General features: G+C 69.6%; 16 protein-coding genes and 1 pseudogene. 9 read left to right on the top strand and 8 right to left on the bottom strand.

Annotation, left to right across the window (positions count from 1 at the left end; genetic code table 11):
* The first annotated feature begins 109 nt into the window (after window positions 1–109).
* The 3 genes from AC2CHE_RS05205 (at window position 110) to AC2CHE_RS05195 (ending at window position 4,879) form a co-directional block, all read left to right on the top strand.
* The gene (locus tag AC2CHE_RS05205) at window positions 110–1,768 is read left to right on the top strand and encodes a glucuronyl esterase domain-containing protein (RefSeq protein WP_484503741.1); all 1,659 of its coding nucleotides are present in this window, start codon (window positions 110–112) and stop codon (window positions 1,766–1,768) included.
* A gap of 213 nt (window positions 1,769–1,981) precedes the next feature.
* Window positions 1,982–3,232 (top strand): glycoside hydrolase family 10 protein, encoded by a 1,251-nt coding sequence (locus AC2CHE_RS05200; RefSeq protein WP_484503740.1) that lies wholly within the window; start codon window positions 1,982–1,984, stop codon window positions 3,230–3,232.
* A gap of 270 nt (window positions 3,233–3,502) precedes the next feature.
* A complete protein-coding gene (locus tag AC2CHE_RS05195) occupies window positions 3,503–4,879 on the top strand; it encodes a glycosyl hydrolase family 18 protein (protein WP_484503739.1) in 1,377 nt (458 codons plus the stop codon).
* Window positions 4,880–5,044: 165 nt separating this feature from the next.
* Here AC2CHE_RS05195 and AC2CHE_RS05190 read toward each other — a convergent pair whose 3' ends face one another.
* A complete protein-coding gene (locus AC2CHE_RS05190; RefSeq protein WP_484503738.1) occupies window positions 5,045–6,877 on the bottom strand; it encodes an RICIN domain-containing protein in 1,833 nt (610 codons plus the stop codon).
* A 272-nt stretch (window positions 6,878–7,149) separates the two neighbouring features.
* On the opposite strand from AC2CHE_RS05190, the gene AC2CHE_RS05185 reads away from it, so the two are divergent.
* The 4 genes from AC2CHE_RS05185 to AC2CHE_RS05170 are packed head-to-tail and all read left to right on the top strand — an operon-like array spanning window position 7,150 to window position 11,995.
* Window positions 7,150–8,397: a sugar ABC transporter substrate-binding protein gene (locus AC2CHE_RS05185; protein ID WP_484503737.1), complete on the top strand. Its 1,248-nt coding sequence runs from the start codon at window positions 7,150–7,152 to the stop codon at window positions 8,395–8,397.
* A gap of 50 nt (window positions 8,398–8,447) precedes the next feature.
* Window positions 8,448–9,401: a carbohydrate ABC transporter permease gene (locus AC2CHE_RS05180; RefSeq protein WP_484503736.1), complete on the top strand. Its 954-nt coding sequence runs from the start codon at window positions 8,448–8,450 to the stop codon at window positions 9,399–9,401.
* On the top strand, window positions 9,398–10,219 hold the full coding sequence (locus AC2CHE_RS05175) for a carbohydrate ABC transporter permease (RefSeq protein ID WP_484503735.1): 822 nt from the start codon (window positions 9,398–9,400) through the stop codon (window positions 10,217–10,219). The genes AC2CHE_RS05180 and AC2CHE_RS05175 overlap by 4 nt, the downstream gene beginning before the upstream one ends.
* Window positions 10,220–10,276: 57 nt before the next feature.
* Entirely contained in the window at window positions 10,277–11,995 is a 1,719-nt protein-coding gene (locus AC2CHE_RS05170; protein WP_484503734.1) for an MGH1-like glycoside hydrolase domain-containing protein, read from the top strand.
* Window positions 11,996–12,046: 51 nt separating this feature from the next.
* Here AC2CHE_RS05170 and AC2CHE_RS05165 read toward each other — a convergent pair whose 3' ends face one another.
* A complete protein-coding gene (locus tag AC2CHE_RS05165; RefSeq protein WP_484503733.1) occupies window positions 12,047–13,066 on the bottom strand; it encodes a LacI family DNA-binding transcriptional regulator in 1,020 nt (339 codons plus the stop codon).
* A gap of 130 nt (window positions 13,067–13,196) precedes the next feature.
* Entirely contained in the window at window positions 13,197–13,973 is a 777-nt protein-coding gene (locus AC2CHE_RS05160) for an IclR family transcriptional regulator (RefSeq protein WP_484503732.1), read from the bottom strand.
* Between the two features lie 46 nt (window positions 13,974–14,019).
* On the opposite strand from AC2CHE_RS05160, the gene eda reads away from it, so the two are divergent.
* The gene (eda, locus tag AC2CHE_RS05155) at window positions 14,020–14,658 is read left to right on the top strand and encodes a bifunctional 4-hydroxy-2-oxoglutarate aldolase/2-dehydro-3-deoxy-phosphogluconate aldolase (protein WP_484503731.1); all 639 of its coding nucleotides are present in this window, start codon (window positions 14,020–14,022) and stop codon (window positions 14,656–14,658) included.
* On the top strand, window positions 14,655–15,758 hold the full coding sequence (locus tag AC2CHE_RS05150) for a sugar kinase (protein ID WP_484503730.1): 1,104 nt from the start codon (window positions 14,655–14,657) through the stop codon (window positions 15,756–15,758). The genes eda and AC2CHE_RS05150 overlap by 4 nt, the downstream gene beginning before the upstream one ends.
* 39 nt (window positions 15,759–15,797) lie before the next feature.
* Here the strand turns inward: AC2CHE_RS05150 and AC2CHE_RS05145 are convergent, their stop codons facing one another.
* The 5 genes and pseudogenes from AC2CHE_RS05145 to AC2CHE_RS05125 form a co-directional block, all read right to left on the bottom strand.
* Window positions 15,798–16,481 (bottom strand): response regulator transcription factor, encoded by a 684-nt coding sequence (locus AC2CHE_RS05145; RefSeq protein ID WP_484503729.1) that lies wholly within the window; start codon window positions 16,479–16,481, stop codon window positions 15,798–15,800.
* Complete coding sequence (locus AC2CHE_RS05140; RefSeq protein WP_484503728.1) at window positions 16,478–17,710, bottom strand: sensor histidine kinase; 1,233 nt, start codon at window positions 17,708–17,710, stop codon at window positions 16,478–16,480. Before AC2CHE_RS05140 ends, AC2CHE_RS05145 begins: the two co-directional genes overlap by 4 nt.
* Window positions 17,711–17,779: 69 nt before the next feature.
* Window positions 17,780–19,312 (bottom strand): multicopper oxidase family protein, encoded by a 1,533-nt coding sequence (locus tag AC2CHE_RS05135; RefSeq protein WP_484503727.1) that lies wholly within the window; start codon window positions 19,310–19,312, stop codon window positions 17,780–17,782.
* The gene (locus AC2CHE_RS05130; protein WP_484503726.1) at window positions 19,309–19,536 is read right to left on the bottom strand and encodes a hypothetical protein; all 228 of its coding nucleotides are present in this window, start codon (window positions 19,534–19,536) and stop codon (window positions 19,309–19,311) included. Before AC2CHE_RS05130 ends, AC2CHE_RS05135 begins: the two co-directional genes overlap by 4 nt.
* Window positions 19,537–19,668: 132 nt before the next feature.
* Window positions 19,669–20,258: pseudogene (locus tag AC2CHE_RS05125) on the bottom strand (YybH family protein); the annotation flags it as partial.
* Window positions 20,259–20,488: the final 230 nt, after the last annotated feature.

The following is a 20,488-nucleotide window of genomic DNA, read 5'->3' as shown; positions in this document are numbered from 1 at the left end:
TTACCCTGCGGATACCGATCGATGAACCTCGATCAACACCATCCTCTCAGCGTCTGCTCGGAAGGGGTCTGGAGTGACTGTGAAGCTTGCCCGCCCACGGAGCCGTTCGGTGGTGGTCGTACTTGCGGTGACGGCGCTCGCCCTCGCCGCAACGACCCTGACGGTGGCGGAAGTGGGGGTGGCCCGGGCCGCCGACGGCCTCGCGGTCGTCTCCCCGGTGGAGGACGACGGCGTCGACTGTCCGACGCCGATTCCGGGTACGCCCTCGGCCAACCCCAGACTGCCCGACCCCTTCCGGAGGCCGGACGGGAGCCGAATCTCGGCCAAGTCGGACTGGCGCTGTCAGCGTGCGGCGACCAAGCAGCTCGCGCAGCGGTACGTCTACGGCGACAAGCCGGCGAAACCGCAGACCGTCAGCGGCACGGTCTCGAACACCAGCATCACGGTGAACGTGGCGCACAACGGCCGTACCGCCAGCTTTTCCGCGAGCGTGCAACTGCCCAGCGGTGGCAGTGGGCCCTACCCTGCCGTGGTGGTACTGGGCGGGTTCGGCGCGGACACCGCGACCATCCGGTCCGCCGGCGCCGCGGTGATCAGCTATGACCCGCTCGCCGTGGGGCGGGAGGGCACCCCCCGCAACAACAAGCAGGGTGCCTTCTACGGCATCTACGGTTCGTCGAGCAGCAGCGGGCTGTTGGTCGCCTGGGCCTGGGGCGTCAGCCGGATCATCGACGTCATCGAGCAGTCGGGCGGAAACATCCTGCGCGCGGACGCGACAGGTGTCACCGGGTGCTCCCGCTACGGCAAGGGGGCCTTCGTGACGGGCGCTTTCGACCAGCGGATCGCCCTGACCATGCCGATCGAGTCGGGCAGCGCCGGCTCGCCGATCTTCCGGGGCATCCCCGGCGAGTCCGGCGCCCAACCGCTGAGCAGCGCGTACGGCGAGCAGCCGTGGCTGGGTGACGCCTTCGGCTCGTACACCGGCAACCCGGCGAACCTGCCGATCGACACTCACCAGACCGTGGCCATGGTGGCTCCGCGTGGACTGCTCATCATGGACAACCCGCACATCGACTGGCTGGCCGCCCGGTCCTCCAGCGTCGCCGCGCTGGCCGGAGCGGAGGTCTACCGGGCACTCGGAGTCGGCGACAACATCAGCTACTGGTCCGACGTCCAGGACGGCACGCACTGCGCCTCCCGGTCGGAGTGGCGTGTCCCGTTGCAGCAGAACATTCAGAAGTTCCTGCTCAAGACGGGCGACTCGGCGGGCGTCTTCCGGATCTCCAGCCGTAAGGCCGGCAACCTCTCCGAGTGGCGGGACTGGCAGACGCCGACCCTTGCCGACGGCCCGACCGCGCCGCCGACCACGCCGCCGACCACGCCCCCCACCACGCCGCCGACGACGCCGCCGACGACGCCGCCGACGACGCCCCCGACCACGCCGCCGACGACGCCACCCACCACGCCGCCGGCCAGCGGCGCCTGCTCGGCGTCGGTGTCGGTCAACCAGTGGACGGGTGGCTTCGTCGCCACCGTACGGGTCACCGCCGGCCCGGCCGCCCTCAACGGCTGGGCGGTCACCATGACGCTGCCCTCCGGCACCAGCGTCACCAACGCCTGGAACGCCCAACGCAGCGGCTCCAGTGGAGCGGTCACCTTCAGTAATGTCGGCTACAACGGGTCCGTCGCCGCCGGGCAGTCGACCGAGTTCGGCTTCCAGGGGACCGGCGCCGGCAGCGGGATGACCCCCACCTGCGCCGCCCGGTAGCTTCCGACGCTGCGAGCCGGGCGCCTGGGCATGGCGGTGGTGGCCGTCATGCCCAGTGACGCTCCGAAACTTCCGTAGAACTTTCGGAAATCATTGACGTGCGTGAAATCTCGCTGCAATACTTCGGCCCAGTAAGGCCGATGCGACCCTTTGGCCATGGTGTGCACCGGTCCACAATTTTCGCACCCATAAGTCCGGATTCATGCTGCCCAAATGGGCCACCGGACCCGGAAGGAGCGTCATGGCCAACTCTTCCCGCGCACCCGGACGGTCGAGGCGACCATCCTGAACCGTGAGTTCAACCAGGTCACCGCCGAGAACGAGATGAAGATCGACGCGCTCCAGCCGAACCGGGGGCAGTTCAACTACGGCAACGCCGACCGGCTCGTCCAGCACGCTCGCAGTCAGGGCATGCTGGTCCGCGGGCACACCCTGGCCTGGCACTCGCAGCAGCCCGGCTGGATGCAGAACATGTCCGGCACCACGCTGCGCAATGCCATGCTCGACCACGTCACCCAGGTCGCCACCCACTTCCGGGGTCAGATCGAGTGGTGGGACGTGGTGAACGAGGCGTTCGCCGACGGCGGCAGCGGCGCCCGACGTGACTCGAACCTCCAGCGCACCGGCAACGACTGGATCGAGGCGGCCTTCCGCGCCGCCCGGCAGGCCGACCCGAACGCCGACCTGTGCTACAACGACTACAACATCGACAACTGGAACGACGCCAAGACCCAGGCCGTCTACCGGATGGTCCAGGACTTCAAGAGCCGTGGCGTGCCGATCGACTGCGTCGGCCTGCAGTCGCACTTCACCGGCGGCTCGAACTACCCGAGCAACTACCGCACCACGCTGTCCAGCTTCGCCGCCCTCGGCGTCGACGTGCACATCACCGAGCTGGACATCCGCAACGCCCCGTCCGACGCGTACCGGAACGTGGTGAACGACTGCCTCGCCGTCGCGCGCTGCAAGGGCATCACCGTCTGGGGCATCCGCGACTCCGACTCGTGGCGCTCCAGCGAGAACCCGCTGCTGTTCAACGGCAGTGGCCAGAAGAAGCCGGCGTACGACGCCGTGCTCACCGCGCTGAACAGCGGCACGCCGCCCACCGGCAACCCGACCACCCCGCCGCCCACCGGCAACCCGACGACCCCGCCGCCCACCGGCAACCCGACCACCCCGCCGCCCGGCGGCGGCTGCACCGCGACGGTGACGCCCGGCCAGGTCTGGGGTGACCGTTACAACACCTCCGTGACGGTCAGCGGGGCCAGCACCTGGTCGGTGGTCGTCGCCATCACCCCGCCGCAGCGGATCTCCGCTACCTGGAGCGGCAGCCCGACCTGGGACGGCAGCGGCAACGTGATGACGATGCGCTCCGACGGCAGCGGCAACACGTTCGGCTTCACCACGATGATGAACGGCAACTCCAGCGCCCGCCCGCAGATCAGGTCCTGCACCGCAGGCTGACCGGGCCGAGCCACACCGGCCGTGCGGGGCTCGCCCCGCAGGGCCGGTCCGTTCGTCACGGCATCACGGAGCAGCCGGCGGGCCGGACGACGTCGGCTGGGCCGGCAGCAGATCTGATCGAATAACATCATTGACCGTTACCGTTAACACTCTTTAAGATTTGGCTGCCTCGAGGAACCCAGCACCCGTACGCCACGGCCGGTCATCGGCGGCTCCACAGCGACCGGCCGTGGCGGCACGGCACCCTCACCTGCCACGGGAAGGTCCTCGATGTCCTCACCACGTCCCCGGCCGCGCTCCGCCCTCGCCGCCGCTCTGCTCGCGCTGGCAACCGCCAGCGCCACCCTCGCCGTCGCCCCGACCGCCGCGCAGGCGGTGGTTCTGCCCAACAACTTCAAGAGCGTGGGCTACCTGCCGTCCTGGACCGGCAACGTCAACTCGGTGCAGTACACCAAGCTGACCCACATCAACTACGCGTTCGTGCTGCCCAACAGCAACGGCACCCTGCGCGCCTTGGAGAACCCGAGCAAGCTCACCTCGCTGGTGTCGCTGGCCCGGGCGAACAACGTCAAGGTCTCCATCGCCGTCGGCGGCTGGAACAACGGCGACGACAGCGCCTTCGAGGCACTCGCGGCCAACGCCGGCACCCGCACGACATTCGTCAACAGCGTGGTCAACGTCGTCAACCAGTACGGCCTCGACGGCGTCGACATGGACTGGGAGTACCCGGACCCGGGCACCTCGGCCAACAACTACAGCCTGCTGATGCAGCAGTTGAGCAACGTTCTGCGCCCACAGGGCAAGCTGCTCACCGCAGCGGTCGTGGCGGAGGGCTACTACCGCGACGGCGTACCGACGTCGGTCTTCAACTACGTGGACTTTCTCAACATCATGGCGTACGACAGTGGTAGTCCCCACGCCAACTACGACTGGTCGATCAACGCGGTGAACGGCTGGAAGGCTCGCGGCCTGCCGGCCAGCAAGGCCATTTTCGGGGTGCCGTTCTACAGCCGGCCGGGCTACTACACGTACACCCAGTTGGTTGGCATGGACCCGGCCAACGCCAACCGGGACTGCACCACCGTCGGCGGCGCTCAGCAGTGCTACAACGGCGTGTCGACGGTCAAGCGCAAGACCCAGTGGGCGATGACCAATGCCGGCGGCATGATGAACTGGGAACTGACCCAGGACACCGGTGGCTCGACGTCGCTGGTCAGCGCCATCTACGACACCGTGATGGGCGGATCCCCGCCGCCGACCGGCCGGACCGGCCAGATCACCGGCATCGCCGGCAAGTGCGTGGATGTCGCCGCCGCGACCACCGCCAACGGCACCGCCATCCAGCTCTACACCTGCAACGGCACCAACGCGCAGCGGTGGACCGTGGCCAGCGACGGCACCCTGCGTGCCCTCGGCAAGTGCCTGGACGTGACCAGCGCCGGCACCGCCAACGGCACCCCGATCCAGCTGTGGGAGTGCAACGGCACCGGTGCCCAGGTCTGGCAGGCCCAGTCCAACGGCACGCTGCGCAACCCGGTGTCGAACAGGTGTCTCGACGCCACCGGCAACAGCTCCGCCGATGGCACCCGGCTACAGATCTGGGACTGCTTCGGCGACGCCAACCAGGTCTGGCGCCTACCGACCTGACTTGGTGCGGTGTCCAGAAACGTTCACCGGATCGCCGCCTGGCCCTCGCCGCGACACCGCCAACGTTCCTGGACACCACCTAGCTCGACCGGAACGCCATGGCGGCCCCGTCCCGGTGGGGACGGGGCCGCCATGGCCAGCGGGCTCATCGGCCCGGATCGGCGATCACCGACCCCACAGCCGCCAGGTCTGGTTGAGCGGGCTGCCCTGGCCCACCGGGTTGCAGGTCCACTGGTGGACCGGGGCGCGCGGCGCGGTGGAGATGGTGCTGACATCGACGCACTTGTTGCTGTGCCGGGCCACCAACTGGTAGTCGTGCGGGTCGTTGCCCGAGTAGGTCACCTTGCGCAGGGTGAACTGCTGGTTGAGACCACCGTGGCAGCCCCACTGGTGCACCGCCGCGCCGTCGGCGGTGGACACCCCGCTGACATCCAGACACTTGCCGGTCTGCTGGTTGACCACCGTGTAGGTGTTCGCCACCCCGGCGACCTGCTGGAAGTTCCACAGCTGCTGGTCGCCGCCCTCGCAGTGGAACTGCTGCTGCACGTTGCCGTCGGCGGTGTTGCGGTCGGTGTTGTCGAGACACTGCTGGGAGTGCTGTGCCACGGCCACCGACTGGAAGCCGCCGTCGGAGGGCGGCAGCAGGGTCAGCGTGTAGGTGTCGCTCTGGTTGGGGTACGGCACCGTCACCGTGGCGTTGTCGCCGCTCACACCCACCACGCTGTTCGAGACGGTGATCGGACCCTGCACCGCGCCGCCGCCGTTGTGGGGGATCCGTTGGGTGAGCACCCGGACCTGGTTGTTCTGCACGATGCCGCTGGTGGTGTCGAGCCGTTGCAGGTTGACGGTGAGGCGGCCGGTGGTCCGGCCCCCGCCGAGCAGCACCTTCGCCGAACCTGTCGTCTTGGTGGCGAAGGCGTCGTACGACGGGCTGGCCGAGACCGGGACGATCTGCCCGGTCTGCGAGCCGTAGAAGCGATAGACCCACCACTCGCCCTTGGGCTGGTGCTGCCCGGCCGAGTTGTGCACCAGGAGGTTACCCAGGTCGTTGTGCAGGTTTCCGCCGCCGGCCCAGTTCGCCCGCAGGCCGTCAGCGCGGGCACGTTCCAGGCGGGCGATGTACCAGGCCCCGTCGGCGGGGTTCTGCTCGTCGGGGGCGGCGTACTCGTTGATCTGATACGGCCGGGGGTGCGGGATGCCGCGCGGATCCAGGGTCGCGTTGGCGGCGGCGACGTTTGCCACCGGATCGCCGGGCAGGGCGTGCCAGCTGACGATGTCCGGCACCGTGTTCGTCGAGCGGACGAAGTCCAGGTACTGGTTCCAGAAGGCGTGGTTGGTCGAGGGCACGCAGGCGCAGCTCGGCCCGACGATGAGCTGGTCGGGGAACTCGGCCCGGATGCGCTGGTAGGTGCGGCGCCACAGCTCGAAGTACTGGGAGATCGGGCGGTTCCAGAACAGTGTGATGTTGGGTTCGTTCCAGATGTCCCACTGCACGCTCAGCCCGGCCGCGCGTACGTCGCTGATGACCCGGTCGAGGAAGTTGTCGTAGTCGGTCCAGTTGCCGTTGTCGCCGGGGAACCGGGAGATCGCGGCGCCGTCCGCGCCCCACAGGTCGTGCGGCAGGAGGATGAACTCGCCGCCGAGGGCGGTGGTCCGGCGGGCCTGGGCGAGGGTGGAGTTCCACCGGCGTTCGTAGGTTCCGCCGACCCAGCCGCTGCCGGGTAGCTGCGCGCCACCGGCGCGCATGTACCGGAACTTGACGTCGCGGTAGAAGTGGTCGGCCGGGCCAGCGGCGTTCTCGGTCATGCCGTAGATCCAGCCGGCCGCGCGGTACGTCGGCGCACCGCTGGTGACTGAGAAGTTCACGCTGATCGACTCGTCTGCGGCCTGCGCCGGTGTGGAGACCGCGACGACGGAGGTGGCAGCGAGAAACCCGATCGCGAGCCGGGCGGTGAGGCGGCGGAGAGTTCCTGGTCTGCTCGTGCGGGGGAGTGGCACTGGGACTCCTTTGCGACGGGAGCACGTCTGAAGGGCGAAGGGCTGCGGCCGAATCGATTCGCTGCGGAGCGTAGGAGTTCATGGTTGTAAATGTCAACGCCGTGACGCCAGCGTGAAGTAGTCGTTTCGCCGTCGGCCCCGTCGTCGCGCGGAGCGCTCTTGACCGGGTTGTGCGGCCGGGCCTATGGTCGGCCGAACCGATTCCGCGAATCGGTTCGACAGTGGGTTGATGTTGCGCACCGTCCGCCACAGAGATCGAAGCGAGGCGTCAGATGACCCGATCCATATCGCGCGGGCGCACCGTCGGTGCCGCCCTGTTGGCCGCCGCCCTCGCCGCCACGGCCGTCGCCTGCGCCGCGGAATCCCTGTCGAGCGAGGCCGGCGGGACGTACACCATCTGGGACCCGTACCCGCAGTTCACCGACGATTCCGACTGGGTCGGACTGCTCAAGGACTGCGGCACGTCGGCCGGGGTGACCGTCGAACGGACCAGCTACGACACCACCGACCTGACGAACAAGGCGTTGCTCGCCGCACAGCAGGGCAACTCCGCGGATGTGTTGATCATCGACAACCCGGTGATCTCCACCCTGGCCGAGGCCGGTGCCCTGACCACTACCGACGAGACGAACCTCGACGTGTCGGCGATGGAACCCAACCTGCTCGGCGCCGGGCAGAGCGGCGGCAAGACGTACGGAGTGCCGATCGGCGCGAACACCCTCGCCCTTTACTACAACAAGGACCTGCTGACCGAGGTGGGGGTGGACGTCGCCACGGTGACCGACTGGCCCGCACTCACCGCGGCGCTGGTCAAGGTCAAGGCCGCCGGCAAGAAGGGCATCACCTTCTCCGCGATCGGTACCGAGGAGGGCAGCTTCCAGTTCCTGCCCTGGTTCTGGGGTGCCGGTGCCCAGCTGACCGCGTTGGACGCGCCACCGGCGGTGGCCGCGTTGACCCTCTGGAGCGACTGGCTGGCCGCCGGCCACGCCCCCAACTCCGTCATCAACAACACGCAGACCACCAGCTGGCAGGAGTTCGCCAGCGGCGGTTACGCGTTCAGCGAGAACGGCACCTGGCAGCTGGCCAACGCGGCCAAGCTGGATTTCGAGTACGGCATCATCCCCGTCCCGGCCCGTACCGGCGGCACCGCGCCGGCACCCACCGGCGGCGAGTTCATCTCCATCCCGGTGCAACGTGACACCGGGCGGTACGCCACCTCGCAGCGGCTGGTCACCTGCCTGACCAGCGGCGACAACCTGCTCACCACGGACAACACCCTGTCCTACATCGCTCCGGTCGCCGCCGTGCAGGAGCAGCAGGTGGCGGCGAACGCCGAGTTGAAGGTCTGGGTCGACGCGGTGAAGGCGGCGAAGGGGCGCACCGGCGACGATCTCGGCACCCGGTATCCGAGAATCTCCGAGCCGCTGTGGAGGGCTGTGCAGTCCGCGCTCAGCGGCGCCCAGACGCCGCAGGAAGCGCTGTCGACCGCGCAGCGGGCCGCCGAGAGCGCGACGAGCTGACCAGGCACGCCACCGACATGGGAATCGACGTCATCCGTACCCTGCGATCCGTGACGGTGGGCGCGACCGGTGGAGCGGCGGGCACCGCCCCACCGGCACACCGACGCCGTCGCCGTCGCCACGCCAGCGGTTCCCGGTGGGCGACGTGGGCCTTCCTCGCCCCGGTGGTCGGCTACCTGATCGCCTTCTACGCCTATCCGCTGTACCGCAACGTCGAGTTGAGCCTGCGGGAGTACACGGTCCGCTCGTTCGTCCAGGGTGGTGCGCCGTTCGCCGGGCTGGACAACTACCGGGCGGTGCTGTCCGCGCCGACGTTCCCGCCGGCGCTGCTCAACACGCTTGTCTTCACCGCCACGTCACTGGTCTTCCAGTTCGCCATCGGGCTGCTGCTGGCGCTCTTCTTCCATCGGCACTTCCCGCTCTCGCGTACGCTGCGCGCGCTGTTCCTCGTACCCTGGCTGCTGCCGTTGATCGTCTCTGCGTCCACCTGGTCGTGGCTGCTCAACAGCGAGGCCGGCGTGGTCAACGCCGCGCTCGCGCTCCTCGGCGTGGATCCGGTGAACTGGCTGACCTCACCCCGGTGGTCATTGGTGTCGGTGATCATCGCCAACATCTGGATCGGCATCCCGTTCAACCTGGTCGTGCTCTACAGCGGCCTGCAGGCGATCCCGCGCCCGCTCTACGAGGCGGCGGAGCTGGACGGCGCCGGTGGCTGGCAGCGCTTCCGGTGGATCACCTGGCCGTTGCTGCGTCCGGTCTCGGCGATCACGCTGCTGCTCGGGCTGGTCTACACGCTGAAGGTCTTCGACCTGATCTGGATCATGACCAGGGGTGGCCCGACCGATTCCTCGACCACCCTGGCCACCTGGTCGTACCGGCTCGGGTTCGGCAACCTGCTGCCCGAGTTCGGGCCCGGGGCGGCCGTCGGAAACCTGCTGATCCTGTTGGCGGTGGCCGCGGGCGGGCTCTACATCGGCTTCGAGCGTCGGCGGCGGCTGTCATGAGCCGACCGAAGCGTGGCTGGTGGCGGACCGGGCTCGGAGTGATGCTGACCGGGCTGATGCTCTTTCCCGTCTACTGGATGATCAACGTCTCGTTCACCCGGGACCAGGACATGCGCAAGAGCCCACCGCACCTGTTTCCGATGGACGGCACGCTCGACGGCTACCGGGCCGTGCTCGGCCAGCAGTTGCCGTACGTCGGCACCAGTCTGGTGGTCGGGCTCGGCACCGTCCTGCTCACCCTGATCCTGGCGGCCCCGGCCGGGTACGCGCTGGCCAAGCTCCGGCCGCCCGGCGGAAGGGCGATCCGGTTCGTCCTGCTGATCGCGCAGATGATCCCCGGCATCATCATGGCGATGGGCTTCTACGCCATCTACCTCAACCTCGGTGTGCTCAACACCGTGACCGGGTTGATCCTGGCCGACTCGACGATCGCGGTGCCCTTCGCGGTGCTCATCTTCACCGCGTTCATGTCCGGGATACCTGACGATCTGATCCAGGCCGCGCTCGTCGACGGCGCGAACCGGCTGCGGACGTTCTGGTCGGTGGTGCTGCCGGTCAGTCGCAACGCGACGGTCACCGTGTCGCTGTTCGCGTTCCTCTGGGCCTGGTCCGACTTCGTCTTCGCCTCCACCCTGGCCGGCGGAGGCGCCCATCGGCCGGTCACCCTCGGCATCTACCAGTACATCGGCAACAACAACCAGCAGTGGAACGCGATCATGGCGACCGCCGTGGTGGCGTCCATCCCCACCACCCTGTTGCTGGTCCTCGCCCAGCGCTACGTCGCCGCCGGAGTCACCGCCGGTGCCGTCAAGGACTGATCCGGTCGATCCTCGGAGCAGTCGCACCATCCGTACCCGGAAAGGCAGTTACCTGTCATGACCGTCGCCCGTACCGGCCCGACCTTCTCCATCCAGGAGATCCCGTTCAGCTACCACGGGTCCTGGTTCAGCATCTCGCCGGTGGTGGCAGCGCACACTCAGGCATCCGAGCTGCATCTGGTCTCACACCAGACCGGGATGCATCCGGTGCTTCGGCTGGCGCCTTCGGCCGACACCACGGTGACGGCCAGCGCGGCGCTGCTGACCTGGCACAACCGCACAGGTCTGATCGAGCTGACCTACGACGGCCGGGACACCGTGCGATTGCGCGGTCGCGGAATCGGTCTGCGGATCGCCGCCGCCCGGGACACCCTCACCCCGTTCAGCGGCACCTACCTCTTCCACGACCCGGTCGATGACTCGTACGTCTTCACCTCGTACGAGACCGGCCGCCGCTACCGGGTCACCGCCCTGCGCGGCGACTCGCGTGCCGTGGGCGTCGAAGCGCTCGGCACCGCCGAGCGGGTCGTGGAACTGCCGGCCGACCAGCCGTGGGAGATCGCCGTCGAGGAGTACGAGTCGGCCCGCCGCCGCTACCCGGGCGACCGTGACTTCGATCAGCTCGTCAGGTCGACGACGGCCGAGTTCGCCAGCTTCGTCGACCGGGTGGCGCCCTGGCGCGGCTCCGAGACTCCCGCCGCCGAACTGGCCGCGTACGTGCTGTGGTCGGCGACTGTCGCGCCGGGCGGCTTCCTCGCCCGGCCAGCCGTGCTGATGTCCAAGCACTGGATGAACAAGGTGTGGAGCTGGGACCACTGCTTCAACGCCCTGGCCCTCGCCGAGGCGGATGCCGAGCTGGCCTGGCACCAGTTCCAGCTGCCCTTCGACCATCAGGACCCGACGGGTGCGTTGCCGGACTCGGTCGCCCACTCCGAGGTGCTGCACAACTACGTCAAGCCGCCGGTGCACGGCTGGGCGCTGCGGCAGCTGCGGCAGCGGCTGTCCCGGCCACTGTCGCGTGACGGGCTTTCCGACATGTACCGCCGGCTCACCCGCTGGACGACGTTCTGGCTCGACCAGCGCCGGGTATCCGGTCACCAGCTGCCGCACTACCAGCACGGCAACGACAGCGGATGGGACAATGCGACAACCTTCGACGGTGATCGGACCGTCGAGACGCCGGATCTCGCCGCGCTGCTGCTGTTGCAGCTGCGTCAGCTCGCTGACCTGGCCGGGGAGTTGGGGCTGCCGGAAGAGGTGGCACAGTGGAGCCGCACCGCGAGCCAGATCCGCACCGAGCTGCTCGGCGAACTCTGGGACGGCCAGCGGTTCCTGGCCCGGAGTGCCAGAACCGGTCAGCCGAGGTCGAGTACGAGTCTGCTCGACCTCATGCCCATCGTGCTCGGTGCCGACCTGCCCTCCGGGGTGAGCGCCGGGCTCGCCGGTGGTCTCAAGCGCCACCTGACCGCACACGGCCTCGCCACGGAGCCTGTCGACTCCCCGTACTACGTGGCCGACGGCTACTGGCGTGGGCCGATCTGGGCACCGGCCACCGTACTGATCGAGGACGGCCTGCGCCGGGCCGGGCACGTCGGGTTCGCCGATGACATCAGCCACCGGTTCCGCGCCCTGTGCGAGAAGTCCGGCTTCGCGGAGAACTTCGACGCCGAGACCGGCGCGGGCCTGCGCGACCGCGCCTACACCTGGACCGCCAGCAGCTACCTCATCCTCGCCGCCGCCCACCACCGCCGTCGCCCACACCACCGGCCCGGTTGATCGGTAGGTCTTCGTCGTGCCGCGCGGTCGGGCGCGACGACAACCTCTTGATCAACGGAGTGCACGTGGGGGTGGCGCGGTGCTGGCGCGTAGGGAGATGGGTGGCTGGTAGAGATGGTGGCGGGGGGCGGCGGTGGGGGCGGCGATCCGTTCGAGCAGCAGCGCCACGGCTTCGGCCCCCATCTCCAGGGTGGGCACGTCCGCGGCTGTCAGCGGCGGGCGGAAGTCCTCCGCCCAGTGCGCGGCGGCGACTCCGACGACGGAGAAGTCGCGGGGCACCAGCCGGCCCTCGGCCTGCAAAGCCCGCTGTACGCCGGGCAGGGCGGCCTCGTTGATCGTGGCGACGGCGGTGACCTCCGGACGGGTGGTCAGCAGCCGGCTCATGGCGGCCTCGCCGGCGGGCGCGTCGTCGCCGCAGCACAGGTCGACGCCGGTCAGGCCGCGTTCGGCCACCGCTTGTGAGAACCCGGCCAGGGCGCGGTGCCCGGGTCCGTAGCCGGCGGCCACCAGTTCGGCCGACCGGTTCACCAGGGCGACGTGCCGGTGCCCCAGGTCGGCCAGATGGTGCACACACCGCGCGATCAGACTCTCGTAGTCGACGTCGACCCAGCTGGTGCCGGTCGCTTCGGCGGTGCGACCGATGGTGACGAAGGGCAGTCGACTCTGCCGCAGCCGGGTCACCCGGTCGTCCTCCAACCGGATCTCCATGAGGATCGCCCCGTCCACCCGGCGTCCGGTCACGATCCGCTCGAACGACCGGTCGTGGTCGCCGCCCGACGGGGAGAGTAGGACGTCCAGGTCCGCGCGGGCGGCGGCCTCGACCACGCTGGCGACGAAGCCGAGCTGCATGTCGGTAAGCCGCTGGCTGGCCGGGGGGATGACCAGTCCGAGGGTGCGGGTGCGGCCCTCCTTCAACGCCCGGGCGTTCGCGTTGGGACGGTAGTCCAGCTCGTCGATGACTGCCTGGATCCGCTGCCGCGTCGGCTCCGACACCGCCCGCTTGCCGCTCAACACGTACGACACGGTGCTGCGGGACACGCCCGCGCGGCGGGCGATCTCCCCGATGTTCATCCCGCTCCTCGCAGTCGAATCGATTCACTCAGGTTATGAGGGGTGCCGGGCAGGGTCAACGCCGTCCGGTCGGTGCCCCGGGGGCCGATCGTCCGACCCGGTGTTCAGCGCGGGGGCATGGAGGCCGACATCACGCGCTCAGCATGCTCCGGGCCTGGGCGAGGCCACCGACCAGTTCCCGCAGCGCCGCGACGATCGCCGCTTCGAGCTCCGGGCTCAGCCGGCTGACCGGGACCGAGACGCTCACCGCGTCGACAGCCGGGCGGGCCAGCGGTACGGCCATCGCGACGCAGCGGATGCCCTCGGCGTTCTCCTCCCGGTCGACGGCGTGGCCGGTGGTCCGTACCGCCTCGAGGGCGGCGTGCAGAGCCTCGGGGTCGGTGACCGTGTGTGGCGTGAGGCGGGCCAGCGGCCAGGTCAGCATCCGGTCGACCGCCTGGTCCGGATGCTCGGCCAGCAGGGCCTTGCCCAACGCGGTGGCGTGTGCCGGCAGTCGGCGGCCGATCGCGCTGTACAGCCGCAGGCGGTGCACCGACTCCCGTTTGGCGAGGTAGACGACCTGGTCACCGTCGAGTCGGCCGAGATGGACGGCTTCGCCGAAGCGGCGGGACAACTCGTCAAGCACGCCGGACAGCAGACCGATCCGGTCGTCCCCGTCGAGGTAGGCGGCTCCTACCCGGAGGGCGCGCAGACCGAGCCGGAACCGGCTGCCGGTCTCGTCGGTGCGTACCCAGCCGCGGCTGGTCAACGTGCGGAGCAGGCCGTGCAGGCTGCTCTTCGGGATGCCGAGGGCGCGGGCCAGGTCACCCAGCGCCCAGGGCTGTGGGTGATCGGCGAGCAGTTCGAGCAGGTCGAGGGTGCGCCCGGCCGACTTCACGGGCTGGAAGTCCTCGGGTGCGGTGGACACGGGGCCACTCTAGCGAAGGGTGCGCGCCCCCAGTAAGGTCACGTACATGACCAACGTTCATGGTTCTGAACAATTGCCTGTCGGTCGGGTGCTGCCGGTGGTGGTGCTCGATGACGCGCGGCACGCCGACCCGCTCGGTGACGCCCTGGTCAAGGGCGGTCTGACCGCCGTCGAGGTGACCCTGCGTACCGCCGCCGGGCTGGACGCCATCGCGGCGCTCGCCGCCCGCGACGACCTGACCGTCGGGGCCGGCACGGTGCTCACCGTCGAGCAGGCCGAGCGGGCGATCGCAGCCGGTGCCCGGTTCGTGGTGACGCCCGGCTTCGCGCCGGCCGTGGTCCGCGCCTGCCAGCAGGCCGGCGTGCCGGTGGTGCCCGGGGCGGCCACCGCCACCGAGATCCAGATGGCCCTCGACGCCGGCCTGAACGTGGTCAAGTTCTTCCCCGCCCAGCAGCTCGGCGGGGCGGCCATGATCAAGGCCCTGGCGGCGCCGTTCCGTGACGTCAGGTTCATCCCGACCGGCGGCATCACCGCCGCGGTGATCGCCGACTACCTCGCCCTGCCGGCGGTCCTGGCGGTCGGGGCGAGCTGGATGGTCTCGGCAGACCTGATCGCCGGCGAGCAGTGGGACGAGATCACCGATCGCACTCGGGAGGCGCTGGCCGCCGCAGGGGGTGCGGCGTGAGCGCGGTGAACCCTCGGCCGAAGACCGACTGCCGCTACGACCTGGTCTCGCTCGGCGAGGTCATGCTGCGGCTCGACCCAGGAGAGGGCCGGGTCCGCACCGCCCGCCAGTTCCGGGCCTGGGAGGGCGGCGGCGAATACAACGTGGCCCGAGGGCTACGCCGCTGCTTCGGCCTGCGCACCGCCGTGGTCACCGCGTTCGCCCGTAACGAGGTCGGCCTGCTGCTGGAGGACCTGATCCTCCAGGGCGGTGTCGACACCAGCCTCATCACCTGGCTGCCGTACGACGGCATCGGCCGCACCGTCCGCAACGGTCTGAACTTCACCGAGCGCGGCTTCGGGGTACGCGGCGCGGTCGGCACCTCCGACCGGGGCCACTCCGCCGCCAGCCAGCTCAAGCCGGACGACGTCGACTGGGACCACCTCTTCGGCACGCTCGGGGTGCGCTGGCTGCACACCGGCGGCATCTACGCCGCGCTGTCGGAGACGGCCGCGCGGACCGCCGAGGCCGCGATGACCGCCGCCCGCCGGCACGGCACCCTCGTCTCGTACGACCTGAACTACCGGCCCAGCCTGTGGAAGGCCGTCGGCGGCCAGGACCGCGCGCGGGAGGTGAACACCCGGCTCGCCGGCCTGGTGGATGTGATGATCGGCAATGAGGAGGACTTCACCGCCTGCCTGGGCTTTCCGGTGCCGGACACCGACATCCACAGTGGGGCGCTGGACGCCGGCAACTTCAAAGCGATGATCGAGGCGGTGGTGCGGGCGTACCCCAACTTCAAGGTGGTGGCGACCACCCTGCGCGGCGTCCGCAGCGCGACAGTTAACGACTGGGGTGCCGTCGCCTGGGCCGGCGGTGCGTTCGCCGAAGCCACCCACCGGCCCGGCCTGGAGATCCTGGACCGGGTCGGCGGCGGCGACAGTTTCGCCTCCGGGCTGATCTACGGTTTGCTCGAACGCGACGGTGACCTGGCGCTCGCCGTGGAGTACGGTGCCGCCCACGGCGCGCTGGCGATGACCACCCCGGGCGATACCTCCATGGCCAGCCTGACCGAGGTGGAGGCGTTGGTGCGGGGGGCCGGTGCCCGGGTGCAACGCTGAGCTCAGCTGTGGGTGTGTGTGCGATGCGTCCCGGTGCTCTCAACCGGTCGGGTTCTCCGATGCGCCGGGCCGCACCAGCCCTGTCTCGTAGGCGATCATCACCAGCTGGGCACGGTCGCGTACGCCGAGCTTGATGATGATCCGACTGACGTGCGTCTTGGCGGTCAGCGGGCTCATCCGTAGTGCCTCACCGATCTCGGTGTTGCTCCGACCGGTGGCGATCATGGCCAGCACCTCGCGCTCCCGGGCGGTCAGCTGCGACAGTCGCTCCGGCGACGACCGGGCCGGGTCCGGTCGGCGGGACAACTCGGTGATCACCTTCTCGGTCACGCTCGGGCTCAGCAACGCCGCGCCGGCGGCTACCACCCGCACCGCCCTGCACAGCTCCGTGCGGCTGACCGTCTTGGTGAGGAAGCCCCTGGCACCGGCCTTGAGCGCGTCGAAGATGTACTGGTCGATCTCGAAGGTGGTCAGCACGATCACCCGCACGTCCGCGAGCTGCGGGTCGGCGCTGATCCTCCGAGTCAGCGCGAGTCCGTCGAGTTCCGGCATACGGATGTCGACCAACGCCACATCCGGGTGCTGCTCGGTGATCAGGCGCAGCGCCACCATGCCGTCCTCAGCCTCAGCCACCACCTGAATTTCCGGGTCCAGCTCCAGCAGCCCGCGCAGACCGGTCCGCACCAACTGCTGGTCGTCGGCGATGAGGACCCGAATCGTCATCCGGCCGACCTCTCCCCGTTGATCAGGCTGTCGAGTTGGTATGTCAGCTCGTACGTCCAGGGTAGCCGCGCGTCGACCACGAACCCGCCGCCGTCTCCCCGCCCGAGTGAGATGGAGCCCCCGATGCTGCTCGCCCGTTCCCGCATGCCGGTGAGCCCGTACCCCTCGGTGAAGTTCGGTGCCGGGCCGCGACCGTCGTCACCGACGCGTACCCGGACGCCGAGGTCTGTGTAGTCGATCATGACGGTGGCCTGAGTGGCATCGGCATGCCTGAGCACATTTGTCAGCGACTCCTGCACGATGCGGTAGATGGTCAGCCCGACCGCGGGGGCAACGTCCCGGCGGTGTCCGGTCTCCACCAGAGCGACGTGCAGGCCGTTCTCCCTGACCGTGGTGACCAGTGCCGGCAGCTGCGCCACGCCGGGGGCCGGTGCCAGCTCCGGCGGTGGGGTTACATCGCTGCCCCGCAGCACCCGAACGGCGGCCTGCAACTCGCCGATCGCCTCGGCGTTGACCCGTTCGGCGGTTTCCAGCGCCTTCTGCGCCGCCACCGGATCGTCGTGCATCAGCTCCCGGGCCAGCCCGGTCTGGATACCGACCACGGCAAGGGTGTGGGCGGTGACGTCGTGCAGTTCGTGGGCGATGCGGAGACGCTCGTCGAGAAGGCGACGACTCAGCTCACGATCCCGCTGGTCCTGCTCGATCCGGAGCCGGGCACGCATCTCGCGGCCCCACATCTCGCGGTGGCGCATCGCGGTGGCCAGGGCGAGGGCCAGGGCGAGCAGCACCGAGTCGCGGAGTGCGCCGTCGAGCAGTTCCAGCGGGTGCGGTCTGGACCGGGCGAACCAGCCGATCGAGATCAGTAGCAGTGCGCCGCCGACCAGGCTCGCGGCGAGCAATCGACCGATCCGGGCGACGGTGTACAGCGGTACGAGCAGCGGCCAGATCGGCGACACACTGGGGAAGTCCGTCAGGTTGTAGACGAGAACCGCCAGCAGCGAACCGACAAGCACGCCGATCGGCCACCGCCGGCGGAACACCAGCATGGTGCCGAGCGCGACACCGATGACGTACGCGGCGAGGCCCGCCGAGCGGCTTGTCGGTTCGCTGGCCACCAGGGTGGACACGGTCATCGCCGCACCGACGACACCGGCGAGGAGCAGGTCGACCAGCCAGCTGAAGCGGCCAGGCTGCTCGGCGGCCTGCGGAGCCGGCTCGGGGACCGCCATCGCAGCTACGACCTTCCGTTAGCGTGGCCGACCGCCCACGACGTCACCCCGCCGCATTCCACGCCGGCCTCACCTGCCGTGCTGGTGGGTCGCCATGTCCTGCCGGACTAGGGTTCGGTCCGCCTCGGACACCGTCACGAACTGCCCCATCATGCCAGCGTCCTCGTGCGCGAGCAGGTGACAGTGGAACATGTACGGAAACTCGGGATCGGAGTGGGGAAGGAACGACACAGCCAGGTTCATGGTGCTGTCCGGGGCAACGTAGACGGTGTCCTTCGCACCGCGCAGGTGCGCGGGCGGCGGTTCGCCGTCGATGTCGAGGACATGGAACGACGCTCCGTGCACGTGAAAGTTGTGCGGGATCGCCTGCCCGTTGACGATCTCCCACCGTTCGACAGAACCTGCCGCCACCACCCGGTCGAGCCGCCGCATGTCCATCGTCTGGCCGTTGAGGGTGAAGTCACCCATCGCGAGCCGGAACGGCTCACCGCTCGGCTTCGCCGCCGCCGCCGGAGCGCCGAGCGTTCTGGGCAGGGCGGGCGAGGGGCGCAACGCGTCGGCGGCAACGAACCTGACCACGTCGTGCTCGTCACCCCCGCCGGCGAGCCGGGCATACGCGATGTTGGCCCCGAGCGGTGCCGGGAAGCTCTTCAGGAGCACGTCGTCGCCGGGCCGGAACTGGACGACTATCTCGGCGCGCTCCCCCGGGGACAGCATGATCCGGTCCAACGGCTGCGGCACGTCCAGCAGGCCGCTGTCACCGGCGATCAGGGTGAACTCCCTGCCGTCGGCGAACCCGAAATGGAAGATCCGGGCGTTGGCGCCGTTGAGCAGTCGCAGCCGGACCAGCTCGGTGGTCACCTTGAAGTGTGGGTCGTAGGTGCCGTTGACCAGGATCTTGTCCCCGAGCAGGCCGGTGATGGCGAGGCCGCCGAAGTTCATCCGGGACGTGTCGAGGGTACCGTCGTTCTTGATCTTCTTGTCCTGCACGATCAGCGGCACGTCGTCCACGCCGTAGCGTTTCGGCAGTGGCAGGGCGTCGGTGTCCGGGTCATCCACGATGAAGAGGCCGGCCAAACCACGGTAGACGTGCTGCGCTGTCACCTCGTGCAGATGCGGGTGGTACCAGAGAGTCGCGGCTGGTTGGTCGATCGTCCAGTACGGCTGCCAGGTGCCCCCCACCTCGATGGGATGGTGCGGGCCACCGTCCATCTCAGCCGGCAGATGCATGCCGTGCCAGTGCACCGTGGTCTGCTCGGGCAGGCGGTTGCGCACGTCCACCGCCACCCGCTCCCCGCGCCGAGCCCGCAGCGTGGGCCCGAGGTAGGTGCCGTTCGCTCCCCAGGTGGCGGTGCGCGTGCCGGTCAGGAACTCGGTGTACGCCTCTCGTAGCTCGAGCCGGAACCGCTTGCGCCCATCGCTGTCGGTGGTGCCGTCCAGCAGCGGCGGTATCTTCAGCTCGTTGCGGAAAGACAGGTCACCAGCGTTGCCGCGGTCGGAGTCGACGTAGAGCCACCCGACGAAGCCCGCGGCCGGCGTGACGAGCACGATTCCGGCGGCGGCCAGGCCCTTGATCACCGTACGCCGGCGGGGCGCCTTCATCGGGCCCGGCCGAGCTGACTCCGCAGCACCATCAGCAGGCCCACCGCCAGGGCCCACCAACCGATGAGTACCTCCGGCATCGGCAGCAGGCCCGGATCCCGCAGCCACACGTCGAGCGGGACGAAGAACAGCCCGAGGTTGAAGGCGATGCCGAGCAGGGCCACGACCAGCCCGCACCACAGCAGGGGCCTGCGTAGCCGGGGCCGTGCCGGATTGTCACTCATCCTCGCTCCTCGCCGTCTCGCTTCTGCGTGCGACTCGACGCTAGGTAAGGGTGAACGCCCCGACATCCGCTGGTGGGAGTCCGTTTACTACTCCCGTCGGCGTACCCGGGCAGCGACAGGTGCGCCGCCGGGTCAGGGGAGTAGGTCGGTCCGGGCCGCACCGGTGGCCGGGTCGAACGGGTAGGACAGGTGCTGGTGCACCAGTTGCCAGGAGCCGTCGCGCCGGGCGAAGACCCGGGTACCGCGTGACCAGCTCTCGACGGTCGCGGCACCGGGCGGGGTGACCCGCACCCGGTTCAGGCCCCAGGCAACGGCGAGATCCCCGTCGACCACCAGCGTCTGGTCGGGCACCGCCCAGGTCACCGCACCGTCGCCCGACGCGTCGAGACCGGCCCGGCAGATCTCGCGTACCGCCGGTTCGCCGACATACCGCAGCGGTGCCTCGTGCTCGTACGACACGACATCGGCGGCGATCGGCGCCATCAGGGCGTCGAGGTCCTTCGCCGCCGTCGCGGCGAACCACCGCTCGTGCAGGTCGTGCAGCTCCCGCTCATCGGCGGCGGAATCCCGGTGGGCGGTCGAGTCGAGCGCGAACGAGTGATGTTCGTGGGTGACCACCCAGCGGTCGTCGTGGCGGCGTAGGCCCAGGGTCAGGCGCAACCGCCGGTCGGGGCCTCGGCCAGGTCATCCCGGGTGCCGCAGCGCAGCAGGGCGTACGCGAACCTGCGAACCTGATCCACCACCAGCACGGTACGCCGCCGAATCTCGGTGTGTCGGTTACTCCACCTGCCGGGCGCCGGGCCCGGGCCAATTCGCCCGTGCGACGATGCGCCCTGTGTTGATCGTTGCTGGCCAGTCGCGACCGGGGGGTCGGTCCGTCGGTTGGGTCGTGGGCATCCTGGCTCGGCCGTGGGCGCGGTGGACCGGGCCGGGTGGATCGGGCGGTCGGTCG

The organism is Micromonospora sp. ATLC16 (assembly GCF_057196645.1).
Note: the sequence above shows the minus strand (reverse complement) of the source record. Positions and strands in the feature narration are given on the sequence as shown.

What these genes read in the sequence shown, in the direction of transcription:
- AC2CHE_RS05200 (WP_484503740.1), top strand. Translation starts at nt 1,982, where the DNA reads ATGGGCCACCGGACCCGGAAGGAGCGTCATGGCCAACTCTTCCCGCGC.
- AC2CHE_RS05185 (WP_484503737.1), top strand. Translation starts at nt 7,150, where the DNA reads ATGACCCGATCCATATCGCGCGGGCGCACCGTCGGTGCCGCCCTGTTG.
- AC2CHE_RS05170 (WP_484503734.1), top strand. Translation starts at nt 10,277, where the DNA reads ATGACCGTCGCCCGTACCGGCCCGACCTTCTCCATCCAGGAGATCCCG.
- AC2CHE_RS05175 (WP_484503735.1), top strand. Translation starts at nt 9,398, where the DNA reads ATGAGCCGACCGAAGCGTGGCTGGTGGCGGACCGGGCTCGGAGTGATG.
- AC2CHE_RS05130 (WP_484503726.1), bottom strand. Translation starts at nt 19,536, where the DNA reads ATGAGTGACAATCCGGCACGGCCCCGGCTACGCAGGCCCCTGCTGTGG.
- AC2CHE_RS05135 (WP_484503727.1), bottom strand. Translation starts at nt 19,312, where the DNA reads ATGAAGGCGCCCCGCCGGCGTACGGTGATCAAGGGCCTGGCCGCCGCC.
- AC2CHE_RS05145 (WP_484503729.1), bottom strand. Translation starts at nt 16,481, where the DNA reads ATGACGATTCGGGTCCTCATCGCCGACGACCAGCAGTTGGTGCGGACC.
- AC2CHE_RS05195 (WP_484503739.1), top strand. Translation starts at nt 3,503, where the DNA reads ATGTCCTCACCACGTCCCCGGCCGCGCTCCGCCCTCGCCGCCGCTCTG.
- AC2CHE_RS05140 (WP_484503728.1), bottom strand. Translation starts at nt 17,710, where the DNA reads ATGGCGGTCCCCGAGCCGGCTCCGCAGGCCGCCGAGCAGCCTGGCCGC.
- eda (WP_484503731.1), top strand. Translation starts at nt 14,020, where the DNA reads ATGACCAACGTTCATGGTTCTGAACAATTGCCTGTCGGTCGGGTGCTG.
- AC2CHE_RS05165 (WP_484503733.1), bottom strand. Translation starts at nt 13,066, where the DNA reads ATGAACATCGGGGAGATCGCCCGCCGCGCGGGCGTGTCCCGCAGCACC.